Origin of the sequence: Streptomyces viridiviolaceus, from assembly GCF_014650995.1 — a bacterium.
In the GTDB taxonomy this organism is placed as follows: Bacteria; Actinomycetota; Actinomycetes; order Streptomycetales; family Streptomycetaceae; genus Streptomyces; species Streptomyces viridiviolaceus.
The window spans coordinates 35,477-50,144 of the sequence record NZ_BMWA01000001.1 but is presented as its reverse complement, the minus strand read 5'-3'; the positions used below and the strand labels follow the sequence as shown (position 1 = coordinate 50,144).

The following is a 14,668-nucleotide window of genomic DNA, read 5'->3' as shown; positions in this document are numbered from 1 at the left end:
TATCACTCGGTCCTCCTCGCCAGCTGGTCGGCGGCCGGGGTCGGCCCGCCGCCCGTGTAGGTGACCCGCCACAGGGCCGACTTGGAGTCCGAGGTGAAGAAGCCGCGGCCGTAGTCGAGGACGTACAGAGCGCCGTCCGGACCGAACTTCCAGTCCATCAGGTTCTTGATGCCGTCGTTGCCGACCGGCACGATCTTCTTCAGCGACTCCGAGTGCACCGGCAGACCGCCGTCACCCTGCGTCTTCGGGTCCATGAGCACCGCGTTGCGCGGCTGGTCGGCGTCGTAGAAGTCGCCGACGAACCACTTGCCGTCCCAGTAGGCGGGCCACTTGGTCCCACTCGTGCTCTGCGCGTCGTAGCGGTAGACGGGACCGTTCATCGCGGCCTGGCCGCCGCCCTTGAGCCACGGCAGCCGGTACGTGGCCTCCTCCGCCTTGTAGGACGGGATCCCGTTCGCGTCGCGCGGGAAGTCGGGGCCGCCGCCCTGCGGGGAGTACCAGATGTTGTTGCCGGTCACCGGCGGCAGGTTGACCAGGCCGTCGTTGTTCGGCGACTCGTTCTTCGGGTGGTCGCAGTCGTACCAGCCCAGCGGCTTCGACGGGTCCGGCAGGTTCCGGTCCCGGTACGGCTGCTTGTTGCCCATGCAGTACGGCCAGCCCCGGTTGCTCGCCTCGGTGATCACCGCGAACGTGTCGTACTTCGCGGGACCCCAGGTCGGCGAGGGAGCGCCCGCGTCCGGGCCGACCCAGCCGGCGTACAGGGTGTCGGTCGACTTGTCGACGGAGATGCGCGCCGGGTTGCGGACGCCCATCACGTAGATCTCGCCGCGCGTCTTGCCGCCGCCCTCCGCGGTCTCCTTGCCGGTGAAGAGGTTCCCCTCGGGGAGCGTGTACGTCCCGTCCGGCTCCGGGTGGATGCGCAGGATCTTGCCGTTGAGGTTGTTCGTGTTGCCGGCCGTGCGGCGCGCGTCGGCGAAGGACACGCCCTTGAAATTGGGCTCCGGGTTGTTGCCCGAGTAACCACCGCTGAAGCCACTGGAGTTGTTGTCACCCGTGGCGATGTACAGGTTGCCCTTGGAGTCCCAGGCCATCCCGCCGCCCGCGTGGCAGCAGCTGTGGATCTGCACCGGCCACTTCAGCAGCACCTTCTCGCTGCCCAGGTCCAGCTTTCCGGTGGCCTGGTCGTAGGTGAAGCGGGAGACGCGCCGCTCGGCCATGTGCGTGTCGCGGTTGATCTCCGAGTGCGGTGTGTAGTGCAGGTACACCCACCCGTTCTCCGCGAACTCCGGGTCCAGCTCGATGCCGAGCAGGCCCTCCTCGACCTTGGTCAGCTCGTCGCCGCCGCCCTTGTTGCCGAAGACGGTCAGCTCACCGGCCAGCGTGACCTTCTTGGTCCGCGGGTCGTAGACGTGGACCTGGCCCTTGCCCTTGCCGATGTCGGGGTTGCTCCAGTCCGTGATCACGGGCTGGGAGGAGTCGGCACCGCCCCGGCCGATGTAGAACACGCGGCCGTCGGGCGCGGTGACCATGCCGTGCGGCTCGCCGATCTGGTCGTTCTGCCCCGGCTGGTTGGGCTGGGTGATCCGCTCGGCCTTGTAGTTGCCGGTGATGGTCGCCTTGCAGTCGGCCTGCGCCAGGCGGGTCGTCCACAGCAGCGCGCCGCGCAGGTGGGTGCGGAAGTCGGTCTCGTCGTACGACGACACCGTGCCGCCCATGCCCGTGTAGAAGGAGCGTCCGCCGTCGTAGTCCCGGCACCAGCTGACGGGGTGGTCCCAGCCGTTGGCGCCGGTACCCGGCTGGTACGTCGACTCGCGGACCCGGGCGACGGTGTGCACGTCACCGGACGGGTTCTTCTCCCAGTTCAGCCACTTGTCCGGCCGTTTCCACTGCACGGGCAGGTCCTTGGTGGCCGGGTGCCGGCGGTCGCCGACCTCGACGGTGGCGCGCTGGACGTTCGTCGGGCCGCCGGCGGCGGGGCGAGCACCCACGAGGCCGGTGAACCAGTCCGAGTACGGCTCCGCGCGGGCCGCGTCATGGATGCCGACGAAGCCGCCGCCCGCCTCCATGTACGCCTCCAGACCGGCCTCCTGGTCCGGATCGAGGACGTCGCCGCCCCCGGTGAGGAACACGATCGCGTTGAACCGCCCGAGTCTGCGCTCGTCGGTGAAGACCGAGGCGTCGTCGGTGGCCTCGACCCTGAAACGCTCCTTCGCCGGGCCGGTCAGCCCGATCTTCTCGATCGCCGCGATCCCGGCGTTCACGACCGGCGACTCGTCCCCGGCCGCGGCGGACCCGTAGAAGATCAGGACGCGTACGGTGGCGCCGCCGGGTGGCGACTTGATCGACATCGTTGTCAGAGACGGATCCGGCGCCGGAAGCGCGCCGGCTGCGGGAGCCGACAGCAGTCCGGCGGCCACGGCACCGGCGGCCAGCGACGCCGCCCAGACGCGTCTCTTCGTGCCTTTGGCGCTCAACCCTCGTAAGTGCATGGGCTTGTGATGCGATGTGAACCGCACGTGGTCACCCACCCCTCCTCGGTCGCAGCAACAGCGCCAAGGAAGCTAGACCTCTTTGCTCGGTTCGCCAATAGGTATGACCGGGATACAACGAACTTTGTCCTGAGTGTGGATAAACAGGGCCGCGCCCGGTACCGTCCCACAGGTTCATCACAGCTACGTCTCCGCAAATTCCGTACCAGTGTGGGGAGTTCGGCATGGACAGACGCGGCTTCAACCGCCGGGTGCTGCTGGGTGGCGCGGCCGTCGCGACATCGTTGTCGCTGGCCCCCGACCCGGCCGGCGCCGTGACCCTGGCGAAGACGGCGCCGGCCGGAGGGGAGGTGAGACGCATCAAGCTGTACGCCGAGAAGCTGCCCGACGGGCAGATGGGCTACGGCCTGGAGAAGGGCAAGGCGACCGTCCCCGGTCCGCTGATCGAGCTCAACGAGGGCGACACACTGCACATCGAGTTCGAGAACACGATGGACGTGGCCGCGAGCCTGCACGTCCACGGCCTGGACTACGAGATCTCCAGCGACGGCACCACGCTGAACAAGAGCCATGTCGAGCCCGGCGGCACCCGCACCTACACCTGGCGCACGCACGCCCCCGGCCGCCGCAAGGACGGCACCTGGCGGGCGGGCAGCGCGGGCTACTGGCACTACCACGACCACGTCGTCGGCACCGAACACGGAACCGGCGGCATCCGCAAGGGCCTGTACGGGCCGGTGATCGTCCGGCGCAAGGGCGACGTCCTGCCGGACGCCACCCACACGATCGTCTTCAACGACATGCTCATCAACAACAAGCCCGCCCACACGGGGCCGAACTTCGAGGCCACCGTGGGCGATCGCGTCGAGTTCGTCATGATCACGCACGGTGAGTACTACCACACCTTCCACATGCACGGTCACCGCTGGGCGGACAACCGCACGGGCATGCTCACCGGGCCCGAGGACCCGAGCCAAGTCATCGACAACAAGATCGTCGGCCCGGCGGACTCCTTCGGCTTCCAGGTGATCGCGGGGGAGGGGGTGGGCGCCGGGGCCTGGATGTACCACTGCCACGTGCAGAGCCACTCCGACATGGGCATGGTGGGGCTGTTCCTGGTGAAGAAGGCGGACGGGACGATCCCCGGGTACGACCCGCACGACCACGGGCACGCATCGGCCGAGGCGCCGGAACCCGAGCCGGAGACCGCGCACCACCACTGACGGATCATGGGCGGGCGACCCTCGTAGCGACCCGGGGAGACCTCGATGCCGTCCCGGAGCCCGCCGCCCGTTCCCGCCGCCCTGTGCGACGGCTTCCGCACCGCGGACGCCGTCGCGGTGGACGGGCGGCGGGCCCGGACCGGCCTGCCGCTGCCCGCTTCCGCCCGTGAGCGGAGTCCGAGAGCGCTCTCACCTCACCTCCGGCCCGGGGCTATCCTGAGCGGCAATCGCCGACGAGGAGCCCCGAAGTGACCGAGACAGCGCCGCGTCCCACGCTGGAGGCCGTGGCCGAGCGGGCCGGGGTCTCACGGGCCACCGTCTCCCGTGTGGTCAACGGGGCGCACGGCGTCCGGGAGGCGCTCGCCGAGCGGGTCCGACGCGCGGTGGAGGAACTCGGCTACGTCCCCAACCAGGCCGCCCGCAGCCTGGTGACGAAACGGCACCACGCCGTCGCCGTCGTCGCCGCCGAACCCGAGACCCGGGTCTTCGCCGACCCCTACTTCGCCCAGCAACTGCGTGGCATCAGCAGGGAGCTGACGGCCCACGACAACCAGCTCGTGCTGCTGCTCACCGAGGGCCGCGAGGACCACGCCCGCGTCGGCCGCTACCTGGCCGGCGGCCACGTCGACGGCGCGCTCGTCTTCTCCCTGCACCTCGACGACCCCCTGCCCGGCCTCGTCCGCAGGGCCGGTGTGCCGACCGTGTTCGGCGGTCGCCCCGGCTGGGACGACGGCCGGGACGGCGTGGTCTACGTCGACAGCGACAACCGCGGGGGCGCCCGGGCGGCCGTACGCCACCTCGCCGGTCTCGGCCGCACCCGCATCGCGCACATCACCGGGCCGCTCGACCAGACCTCCGCGGCCGACCGGCTCGCCGGATTCCGGGACCTCCGGGCCGACGTCGACCCGGAGCTGATCGAGCGCGGCGACTTCACCTCCGGCGGCGGGGAGCGGGCGATGCGGAAGCTGCTCGACCGGTGCCCGGACCTGGACGCCGTCTTCGCGGCCAACGACCTCACCGCCGCGGGCGCCCTGCGGGCGCTGCGTCAGCGCGGGCGGCGGGTGCCGGACGACGTGGCCGTGGTGGGCTTCGACGACATGCTGCCGGTCGCCGAACAGACCGACCCGCCGTTGACGACGATCCGGCAGGACATCGAGGAAATGGGCCGGTTGATGGCCCGTCTGCTGCTGCGCGGCCTGGACCGCCCGGCGGACGGCGAGGAGACCTCCGCCGCCGCGGCGGCCACGCCGTCCGGTGTGGTCCTGCCGACCACCCTGGTCCGCCGCGCCTCCGCGTGACGCGCGGGGCCGCACCCGTGGCTACGCCTCCCCGGGCACGGGCTTGATCACCGCGAACCGGGCGCCGTAGGGATCGGCGAGCCGGGCGACGCGCCCGGCGCCCTGGATGTCCGTCGCGGGCAGGTGCACCGTGCCGCCCAGCTCCTGGGCGCTGGCCACCGCTGCGTCCGTGTCGGCGACCCCGAAGTACGGCAGCCAGTGGGCGTCCGTCTCCGTCGCGTCGTCGGCGAGCGGGACGACGCCGCCGAACATGGCCTCCTCGCCTTCCCCCGCGGGGTTGACGCTGGTGTAGGTGCCGCCCGGGAAGCGGACGGCCGAGGTCTCCAGCCCGAGCACCGCGTGGTAGTACGCGGCCGCGGCGGGGACGTCCGGCGTGTACAGCTCGACCCAGCACAGGGAGCCGGGCTCCGAGGCCACCTCCACGCCCGCCATACGCTCCGGCTGCCAGATGCCGAACGGCACCCCGGCCCGGTCGGCGAGAATGGCCATGGAGCCCTGGCCCATGACCTCCGTCGGCCGCACCAGCACGCCGCCGCGTGCCTGCTCGGAGGCCTTGGCGGCGGCCTCCGCGTCGGGGCTTCGGAAGTAGACCATCCAGGACGGCGGGCCCTGTTCCGGGGTGGTCTGCATACCACCGGCGACGGTCCTGCCGTCCAGCCGGAAGAAACCGTAGCCGCCGGCACCGGGCCCCGCCGACTGGAACCGCCAGCCGAAGAGGCCCCCGTAGAAGGAGGCGGCGCCGTCGATGTCGGGCGTGCCGACGTCGACCCAGTTCGGCGAGCCGGTGACGAAACGGGTGGTGAGCATCATCGCCCTCCTCGGAAGGGTCCCGTTGCCTGTCCTGCCGAGTCTTGCACCGCCCACTGACAATCGCTGCCGAAGCGGACGCGGTGCGCCGCCGTGCCGCCGAACCGGACGGACGGAGCCACGGCGGCGGTCACAGCCGGTCACCGGCGCGGTCCGCACCGTCCTTTCCCCTGCCGCCGTTCCCCGCGCGCCGCCGTGCGCCCCGCCGCCGTACGGGGGAGCATCAGGGCGGCCGGCGGCCCTGCGCCGCGGCGTTGACCTCGCGTTGATCGAACGTTTTTCGCCGCCCGGCAGCATCGGGGCCATGCACACCGAAACGATCGCACCGCCCGACCTCGCCTGGCAGGAGGAGGCGTTGTGCGCGCAGACCGGGGGAGACTTCTTCTTCCCCGAGCCCGGCAGCTCCGTCAGGGAGGCCAAGCGGATCTGCGCCCTGTGCCCGATCCGCTCGACCTGCCTGGAGCACGCGCTGAGCAACGACGAGCGCTTCGGCGTCTGGGGCGGCCTGTCGGAGAAGGAACGGCTCGACCTCAGACGTACCTCGCGCTGACGACGTTCCCCGCACCGAGCCCGGAGCGGCCCGGTCGCCCGCGAAACCGTACGGCATCCCACGCGGCCCGCGGGCAGGATCGCTCGCGCGTCCGGACGTAGCGCAGAGGCAGTCGCGCCGCCCTGCAAAGGCGGATACGCCGGTTCGAATCCGGTCGTCCGGATCGCGCGGGGGGCCGGTGGCGCAGAGGCAGGCGCACCGGCCTTTAGAACCGGGGCACGCCGGTCCGAATCCAGCCGCCCCGCCCCCTGTCCCGTGCGGGGACCGGTGCCGTCAGCCCGCCGCGCGGGCCGCCATGCGCGCCTTGCGGGCCGCCAGCTTCTCGTCGAACTTGGCGGCCTCGGCGTCGAGTCCGCCCATGAACAGGCCCAGCTCCTCCTGCGCCTGCTGCCCCTCGGGGCCGAGGCCGTCGATCTCCATGATCTTCAGGAAGCGCAGCACGGGCTGGAGCACGTCGTCGTGGTGGATGCGCAGGTTGTAGACCTCGCCGATCGCCATCTGCGCGGCGGCCCGCTCGAAGCCGGGCATGCCGTGTCCGGGCATCCGGAAGTTGACGACCACGTCCCGCACCGCCTGCATCGTCAGGTCGGGGGCGAGCTCGAAGGCCGCCTTGAGCAGGTTGCGGTAGAAGACCATGTGGAGGTTCTCGTCGGTCGCGATGCGGGCGAGCATGCGGTCGCAGACCGGGTCGCCGGACTGGTGGCCGGTGTTGCGGTGCGAGATGCGGGTGGCCAGCTCCTGGAAGGCGACGTAGGCCACCGAGTGCAGCATCGAGTGCCCGTTGTCCGACTCGAAGCCCTCGCTCATGTGGGCCATGCGGAACTGCTCCAGCTTGTCCGGGTCCACCGCGCGCGACGCGAGCAGGTAGTCGCGCATCACGATGCCGTGCCTGCCCTCCTCGGCGGTCCAGCGGTGCACCCACGTGCCCCAGGCGCCGTCACGGCCGAACAGGGTCGCGATCTCGTGGTGGTAGCTGGGGAGGTTGTCCTCCGTCAGCAGGTTCACCACGAGCGCGATCCGGCCGATCTCGGTTACCTTGGACTGCTCCTTCTCCCAGGGCTCGCCGTCCTCGAAGACGCCCGGGAAGTTACGGCCGTCGCTCCACGGCACGTACTCGTGCGGCATCCAGTCCTTGGCGACCTGCAGATGCCGGTTGAGTTCCTTCTCGACTACTTCCTCCAGTGCGTACAGCAGCCGGGCGTCGGTCCAGGCGGCAGAGCTGCCGAGGTGCGGGGAGGCGATCGTCACGGGTGACTCCAGGGGACGTGCGACAGAACGGAAACGACCGGCGAGCGGTGCCGGAACCTACGGGATCGTAGGCTACGAAACCGTAGGTTACGAGGGCGTAGGTTAAACGCCCTGTAAAGGCGGCTGATCAGCCACCCCGTCCGGGCTGCCGGACCGGGTGCGCAAAAGCCCCGAGACCCGCAGGTCCCGGGGTCGAAGGGGGACGAAACCACCCGTCAGGCGTACAGCTCCCGCAGCCGGACCGAGAGGCACGTCACACAGCCCTCGAGCTTCTCGAACTCGCCGATGTCGACGACGACCGGCTCGTGACCGAGGTCGGCGAGCAGTTCGGCCGTCTTCGGCGCGCTCGCCGCCATCAGCACCTTGCCGCCACCGAGCAGCACCACGTGCGCCCCCGACTCCTCCGGCACCGGCAGGAAGCGGGGGAACAGCGACGGCGCGTCGGTCTTCGGGATGTGCCCGATCACCGTCCCGTCCGGCAGCGCCGTCACCGCCGACTTCAGGTGCAGCACCTTGCTCACGGGCACGGCGACCACCCGGGCGCCCAGCGGCTCGAAGGCGGCCCGCAACTGCTGGACACCGGCCGCGTTGGTACGCCCGCCCCGGCCGACGTAGATCGTGTCGTCGATCTTCAGCACGTCGCCGCCGTCCAGGGTGCCCGGTTCCCAGACCCAGTTGACCGAGCACCCGAGGCGCGCGACGGCCTCCTCCACGCCCGCCGTCTCGGCCCGCCGCGACTCGGCACCGGGCCGCGTGATCAGGGCGACGTTCTTGTACATCACGACCGTGTCCTCGACGAAGACGGAGTCGGGGCAGTCGTCGGCCGGGTCCACCTCCATCGTCTCCCAGCCGTGCGCGCGCAGTGTCTCCACGTACGCCTCCCACTGCTCGACGGCGAGGTCGTGATCGACCTTCTCCCGCTCGATGTGGGTCACCAGCCCCTCGGCGAGGCGCGGGCTGGGGCGGCGGACGAGGGCCTTCTTGCTGGGCACGAGGGGTCTCCGTATCGGCGCTGGCTGTCCGGCGCCCGATGACGCGGCGCCGGTCCGCCATCATGCAGCGCGAGCCCGCGCGCACGAAACCCCCGGCGGCGGGCCGTGGCCCGTCGGCCGCACCTCCAGCGCGTTGGTCGGCGACTCTTAGCCCACCTGGCTGGACGTGGCGGTGCGGATCACCGGTCCGCGCGGTCGCTCGTGCTTCCATCGCGCAAGGAGGCACACGACATGGCTGACGACCGACAGCAGAACTCCCGCTCCGGGCCCACCGGGTCCCGGCGCCGTGTACTGGCCGCGGCAGCCCTGGCACCCGTACTCGCCGGAGTGCCCGTCCGCGCCGGCGCGGTGTCCGGGGGGTCGAAGGGTCGCGCGCTGGTAGAGCCGGTGATGACCGAGTTGGCGGACTGGGCGGACGTGGGCAAGGCCCTCGGGCGGCCCGGTGACATGAGGCGATTCATGTACCACACGGGCTTCCCTCGCCGGGACCTCACGGTCTTCTCCCGCGGCATCCGGATCGACCCCGCGCTCGCTCTGGGCACGCACGTGTCATTCGTCCGGTACGCCGACCACAGCACCCTCTTGATGGGCGACGCCGCGGTCCTCGAGCGCGAACTGCAGGGCTTCTGCGACGTCCTGCACCAGCACGGGATCGATCAGACCGCCATCCACAAGCACCTGCTCGCCCACGAACCGGCCGTCTGGTGGGTTCATCTGCACGCCCACGGCCACGACCCGGTCGCCGTCGCCCGCGGCCTGCGCGCCGCGATCGACCGCACCGGCACCCCGCCCCCCGAACCCGTCACCGCCTCCCCGCCCGTGGACCTGGACACCGCCGCGATCGACGCCGTGCTGGGCGTCAAGGGCTACGCCGACGAGAAGATCTACAGATGCACCTATGTCCGTCGCGAGACGATCACCGACGGCCGTGTGATCCTGCCTCCGGGACTGGGCGCCACCAGCGCCGCGAGCTTCCAGCCGCTCGGCGGCGGAAGGGCCGCACTCAGCGGCGACCTGGCGGTGGTCGCCCGCGAAGTCCAGCCCGCCCTCATGGCCCTGCGACGCGGCGGACTCGAACTCGTCGAGCTGCATCACCACAACCTGACCGACGAGCCGCGCCTGTTGTTCGTCCACTACTGGGCCGTCGGCGATGCCGTACGCCTCGCCAAGGGCCTTCGGCCGGCCGTGGACACCACCGACGTCGTACCCATGCCCCGAGGAGTGGACTGATGGCCGACAACAACGAAACGATCACCTGCCCGTTCGACTTCGGCGAAGCCCTGGATTTCGACCCCGCCCTGGCCGACCTGATGCATCGCGGTTCCCCCACGCGCATCCGGCTCAGCTACGGTGACGCCGACGCCTGGCTGGTCACCGGCTTCGAGGCCGTCAAGCAGGTCACCACCGACCACCGGCTCAGCCGGGCGGGCATCATCGGCCAGGACTACCCGCGGATGACGCCGGAGCCCATCGTCTCGCCCGAGTCGATCAACGTGATGGACCCGCCGCACAGCAGCCGCGTCCGCCACCTGGCCTCGCAGGCCTTCACCCAGTCACACGTCGAGGCCATGCGGCCCCGGATCGTCCGCCTCGCGGACCAATTGCTGGACGGGATGGAGAAGGAGGGGTCGCCGACGGATCTGGTCCGGCACCTGTCCAACCCGCTTCCTCAGCACACCATCCTGGACCTCCTCGGCATCGAACGGCAGGAATGGCCCCGGATCGAGGAGTCCGTGCACCAACTCCTCGAGGTCGGTCCGGACACCAAGGCGGCCGCTGCGGAGGCCAAGGCCGATCTGACGGCCTACTTCGCCAAACTCGTCGAACAGCGCCGGAACTCGCCCGGCACGGACCTCATCAGCGCGATGGCCGCCGCGCGGGACGGTGAGGAGCAGCTCGACGACAGGGAACTGGCCGTCATGGCGCTGATGCTGGCGCTCAGCGGCCAGGACACGGCGACCTGCGAGATCAGCGACATCGTGTACCTGCTCCTGACGCGCCCCGAGCTCATGGAGCACCTCAGGCGCCGGCCCGAGACCCTGACCGGCGTCCTGCACGAGATGCTCCGCTACATCCCGTTCCGCAAGGGCGTCGGAATCCCCCGGGTGGCGCTGGAGGACATGGAACTGGACGGTGTACAAATCCGGGCGGGCGAATTCGTCCACGTGTCGTACCTGACGGCCAACCGTGACCCCGAACGCTTCCCGGACCCGGACGTCATCGACCTCGACCGGCCCGGCGCCCCTCACATGACCTTCGGCTGGGGCGGGCACCGGTGCATCGCGATGCCGTTGGCCATGGCCGAACTCGAAGTGGCCATCGGACGGCTCCTCGAGCGCTTCCCCGGGCTGCGCCTCGCCGTGCCGCCCGAGGAGGTGCGGTGGGACACCGAGACGATCAGGCGGTTCCCGCTGGAGCTCCCGGTGGCTTGGTAGGAAGCCCACCGGGCCATGGCGAGCAGAGGGTGCGGTGAGAGACCTCACGGACCTCTTCCGCACCCCCTGCCCGGCCGGTACCGGCCCCGGTCAGGCGGGGCCCGTGACGGCTTCCGGCGAGGTCTCCCTCAGCACTCCCTCCTCCAGCAGCAGCCAGCGCGTGACGCCGATCGACTCCAGGAACGGCAGGTCGTGGCCGGCCACGAGCAGCGCGCCCTCGTACGACTCCAGGGCCGTGGTGAGCTGCCGCACGCTCGCCATGTCCAGGTTGTTCGTCGGCTCGTCCAGCATCAGCAGCTGAGGCGCGGGTTCCGCCAGCATCAGCGCGGCCAGCGCCGCCCGGAAGCGTTCGCCGCCGGACAGGGTCGCCGCCTTCTGGTCGGCGCGGGCGCCACGGAAGAGGAAGCGAGCCAGCCGCGCGCGGATCCGGTTGTTGGTGGCGCCCGGCGCGAACCGGGCCACGTTCTCGGCGACGGTCAGCTCGCCGTCGAGCACGTCCAGGCGCTGCGGCAGGAACCGCAGCGGCACGTACGCCGTCGCCTCGCCCGCCACCGGCGCCAGCTCCCCGGCGATCGTCCGCAGCAGCGTGGTCTTGCCCGCGCCGTTGCGCCCGATCAGCGCGATCCGCTCGGGGCCGTGCAGGTCGAGACCGCCCTCCACCCGCGCTCCGTGGGCGAGCTGCAGGTCCCGGAGGGTGAGGACCGACCGCCCGGGAGGCACGGCCGTGTACGGCAGGTCGACACGGATCTCGTCGTCGTCCCGAACGGCCTCCACCGCGTCGTCGAGCCGCTCCCTGGCCTCGGCGAGCTTCTCCTCGTGCATGATGCGGTGCTTGCCCGCGGACTCCTGCGCCGCGCGCTTGCGCGCCCCCATGATGATCTTCGGTTCCCGCTTGCTGTCCCACATCTTCTGGCCGTACCGCTTGCGGCGGGCCAGCTTGACCTGGGCGTCGGCCAGTTCGCGCTTCTGCTTGCGCAGGTCGGACTCGGCGACCCGCACCATGCGCTCGGCCGCCTCCTGCTCGACGGCGAGGGCCTCCTCGTACGCCGAGAAGGTGCCGCCGTACCAGGTGATCTCCCCGGAGCGCAGATCCGCGATCTGGTCGACCAGGTCCAGCAGCTCCCGGTCGTGGCTGACCACGACCATGACGCCCGGCCAGGAGGTGACGGCCGCGTACAGCCGCCTGCGCGCGTACAGGTCGAGGTTGTTGGTCGGCTCGTCCAGCAGCAGGACGTCGGGTCGCCGCAGCAGCAGGGCCGCCAGGCGCAGCAGCACCGACTCGCCGCCCGACACCTCGCCGACGGTGCGGTCCAACTCGATGTGCCCGAGGCCGAGTTCCCCCAGCGTGGCCAGGGCGCGCTCCTCGACGTCCCAGTCGTCGCCGACGGTCTCGAAGTGCTCCTCGGCCACGTCACCGGCCTCGATGGCGTGCAGGGCCACCCGCTGCGCGGCGATGCCGAGCGCCTCGTCGACCCGGAGCGCGGTGTCGAGGGGGACGTTCTGCGGGAGGTATCCGACCTCGCCGGCCACCCGGACGGTGCCGTCGGCCGGGGCGAGCTCCCCGGCGATCAGCTTCAGCAGGGTGGACTTTCCCGAGCCGTTGACACCGACGAGCCCGGTCCTGCCGGGGCCGAAGGCGGTGTCGAGGCCCTCGAAGACGGGCGTGCCGTCGGGCCAGGCGAAGGAGAGGGACGTACAGGTGATGGAACTGGACATACGGGGCCTCCGCGGTTGCTTGATGCGGTCAGGGGCAAACGCGTATCGAGACACCGGGCGGCGGCGACCGTCGTGAGGCGAGGAAAGGAGGGTCCGGAAGAGCTCCGGGGCACGAAAAAAGCCCTGCTCCGTAAGGACGGCTCGAACGCCGAGGTCGCACGCAGCGCACACCTCATGTGTGACGCGGTGCCTCAGGACCTCAGACGAGCAACGTCCTTCTCCAATCGACGGCAACAGAACCGCCGTACAGCGTACGAGAGGCCGAGTCCGCTGTCAACGCCTTGTCGCCCTTTCCACCCTGCACGGCCCCGAGGAGGCCCCTGTGCCCGACGGCTCGCTCTCCCTGCCGGCCCGGCTCTGCCTGCTGGGCTGGGACCCCGCGCGGCCCGAGGCCGCGGGCACCGCGCGGCTCGCCCGCCTGGTGCGCGCCGGCGCCCTCACCGAGCTCGCCCGGCGCGGCCTGCTCACCGACGAGGACGGCATCGCCACACCCGTGGACCTGGACTCCCGCACCGGGGACCCCGTACTGGACGGGCTGCTGGAACTCGCCCGTGAGTCCCTGCCGCGCCGGTGGCGCACCTGGGTGGGGCTGCGCGCGCGGGTCACCTTCGACGCGGTCCGGGAGCAGCTGGTCGCCGAGGGCCGGCTGCGCGCCGAGAAGAAGCGCGTCCTCGGGGTGTTCCCGTCCGTCGAGTACGTCCTGGAAGGGGTGGCCGCGGCGAAGGCGCTGCGCGAGGAGACGCGGCAGGTCCTGGACGGAGGGACGCCGGTCGCCGGTGTCTCGGTCCGGGACGCGGCCGTGGCGGCCCTGGCGGCCGCCGCCGGGCTGCGCACGCTGGGCACGGGGAGCCGGGACGCCCTCCGGCGGGGGCGCGTCGAGGAGCTGACCGAACACGTCGCAGCCGCGGCGCCCGGACTGCGGGGCGTCTTCCGCGAGGTGCGGGACGCGCTGAGCGCGGAGACGGCGCGGGCCGTGGCCCCGGCGGCGGGGCCACCGACCGGGGCGTGAGGTCCATGTCGGATTCCTGCCAGCCGGGGACCGGTCCGGGCTGGCAGGGTGAGCCGCATGACGAAGCACAGCACCCTTCACGACCGGGCCCTCGCCTTTCGCTCCCTGCACGTTCCGGGAACGCCGCTCGTCCTGCCGAACGCCTGGGACGCCGTCACCGCCCGACTGGTCGAGGACGCGGGCGCCGCCGCGGTGGCCACCACCAGCGCGGGGCTGGTCTGGGCCCTGGGCGCGGCGGACGGCGACCGGCTGGAGCGCGGTGCCGCCCTGGCCGCCGTCGCCCGCGTCACCGCCGCGGTCGGCGTGCCCGTCAGCGCCGACATCGAGGGCGGCTACGCCGCGGACCCGGCGGGCGTCGCCGACACCGTCCGCGCGGTGCTCGCCGTCGGCGCGGTCGGGGTGAACATCGAGGACGCGCGGTACGACGACGGGGGTCTGCCGCTGCGCCCCGTCGCCGAACAGGCCGAGCGCCTCGCCGCAGCCCGCGAGGCCGCCGACGCGGAGGGCGTGCCGCTCTTCGTCAACGCCCGCATCGACACCTTCCTGCGCGGCGCCGGGGGAGTGGACCTCACCCTGGAGCGGGCCGCCGCGTACCGCGCCGCGGGGGCCGACGGGATCTTCGTCCCCGGAGCCGTCGACCCGGGGACCGTCAAGGAGCTCGTCGCCGGCGTCGACGGACCGCTGAACGTGATGGCCGGTCCCGGGGCACCGCCGGTCGCCGAACTGGCCGCGCTGGGCGTGGCGCGCGTCAGCGTGGGCTCGGGCATCGCGCAGGCCGCACACGCGCTGGTCCGCCGCGCCGCACGGGAGCTGCTGGAGGAGGGGACGTACGCGTCGCTGACCGGCGGACTCGACTACGGGGAGCTCAACGCACTGGCCGCCCGCGGCCGTTAGGGCGTCA

The 14,668-nt window shown here is 71.7% G+C and carries 12 protein-coding genes and 1 tRNA gene; 8 read left to right on the top strand and 5 right to left on the bottom strand.

Annotated elements, in window-relative coordinates:
- Positions 1 to 2: 2 nt before the first annotated feature.
- Positions 3 to 2,489, bottom strand: a complete 2,487-nt coding sequence (locus IE260_RS00230) for a ThuA domain-containing protein (protein WP_189868339.1) — start codon at positions 2,487 to 2,489, stop codon at positions 3 to 5.
- A gap of 224 nt (positions 2,490 to 2,713) precedes the next feature.
- Here IE260_RS00230 and IE260_RS00225 point away from each other — a divergent pair, with 224 nt between their 5' ends.
- Together IE260_RS00225 and IE260_RS00220 are read left to right on the top strand one after the other, a co-directional pair.
- Positions 2,714 to 3,712: a multicopper oxidase domain-containing protein gene (locus tag IE260_RS00225; protein WP_189868338.1), complete on the top strand. Its 999-nt coding sequence runs from the start codon at positions 2,714 to 2,716 to the stop codon at positions 3,710 to 3,712.
- A 248-nt stretch (positions 3,713 to 3,960) separates the two neighbouring features.
- Entirely contained in the window at positions 3,961 to 5,010 is a 1,050-nt protein-coding gene (locus IE260_RS00220; RefSeq protein ID WP_189868337.1) for a LacI family DNA-binding transcriptional regulator, read from the top strand.
- A gap of 21 nt (positions 5,011 to 5,031) precedes the next feature.
- Here IE260_RS00220 and IE260_RS00215 read toward each other — a convergent pair whose 3' ends face one another.
- Complete coding sequence (locus tag IE260_RS00215; RefSeq protein WP_189868677.1) at positions 5,032 to 5,817, bottom strand: VOC family protein; 786 nt, start codon at positions 5,815 to 5,817, stop codon at positions 5,032 to 5,034.
- Positions 5,818 to 6,121: 304 nt separating this feature from the next.
- On the opposite strand from IE260_RS00215, the gene IE260_RS00210 reads away from it, so the two are divergent.
- Both IE260_RS00210 and IE260_RS00205 read left to right on the top strand, forming a co-directional pair.
- On the top strand, positions 6,122 to 6,367 hold the full coding sequence (locus IE260_RS00210; protein WP_189868336.1) for a WhiB family transcriptional regulator: 246 nt from the start codon (positions 6,122 to 6,124) through the stop codon (positions 6,365 to 6,367).
- 91 nt (positions 6,368 to 6,458) lie between these two features.
- Positions 6,459 to 6,530: transfer RNA gene (locus tag IE260_RS00205), tRNA-Cys, on the top strand.
- Between the two features lie 110 nt (positions 6,531 to 6,640).
- Here the strand turns inward: IE260_RS00205 and IE260_RS00200 are convergent.
- A complete protein-coding gene (locus tag IE260_RS00200) occupies positions 6,641 to 7,615 on the bottom strand; it encodes an acyl-ACP desaturase (protein ID WP_189868335.1) in 975 nt (324 codons plus the stop codon).
- Between the two features lie 215 nt (positions 7,616 to 7,830).
- Entirely contained in the window at positions 7,831 to 8,607 is a 777-nt protein-coding gene (ddaH, locus tag IE260_RS00195; protein WP_189868334.1) for a dimethylargininase, read from the bottom strand.
- Positions 8,608 to 8,838: 231 nt separating this feature from the next.
- Between ddaH and IE260_RS00190 the strand changes: the two genes are divergently transcribed.
- Both IE260_RS00190 and IE260_RS00185 read left to right on the top strand, forming a co-directional pair.
- The gene (locus tag IE260_RS00190; protein ID WP_189868333.1) at positions 8,839 to 9,837 is read left to right on the top strand and encodes a DUF1259 domain-containing protein; all 999 of its coding nucleotides are present in this window, start codon (positions 8,839 to 8,841) and stop codon (positions 9,835 to 9,837) included.
- Positions 9,837 to 11,042 carry a cytochrome P450 gene (locus IE260_RS00185; RefSeq protein ID WP_189868332.1) on the top strand — a complete coding sequence of 402 codons (1,206 nt, stop codon included), beginning with the start codon at positions 9,837 to 9,839 and terminating at the stop codon, positions 11,040 to 11,042. Before IE260_RS00190 ends, IE260_RS00185 begins: the two co-directional genes overlap by 1 nt.
- Positions 11,043 to 11,132: 90 nt before the next feature.
- Here IE260_RS00185 and IE260_RS00180 read toward each other — a convergent pair whose 3' ends face one another.
- Positions 11,133 to 12,758 (bottom strand): ABC-F family ATP-binding cassette domain-containing protein, encoded by a 1,626-nt coding sequence (locus IE260_RS00180; protein WP_189868331.1) that lies wholly within the window; start codon positions 12,756 to 12,758, stop codon positions 11,133 to 11,135.
- A 322-nt stretch (positions 12,759 to 13,080) separates the two neighbouring features.
- On the opposite strand from IE260_RS00180, the gene IE260_RS00175 reads away from it, so the two are divergent.
- On the top strand, positions 13,081 to 13,767 hold the full coding sequence (locus tag IE260_RS00175) for a GOLPH3/VPS74 family protein (protein ID WP_189868330.1): 687 nt from the start codon (positions 13,081 to 13,083) through the stop codon (positions 13,765 to 13,767).
- A 57-nt stretch (positions 13,768 to 13,824) separates the two neighbouring features.
- Complete coding sequence (locus IE260_RS00170; RefSeq protein WP_189868329.1) at positions 13,825 to 14,661, top strand: isocitrate lyase/PEP mutase family protein; 837 nt, start codon at positions 13,825 to 13,827, stop codon at positions 14,659 to 14,661.
- Positions 14,662 to 14,668: the final 7 nt, after the last annotated feature.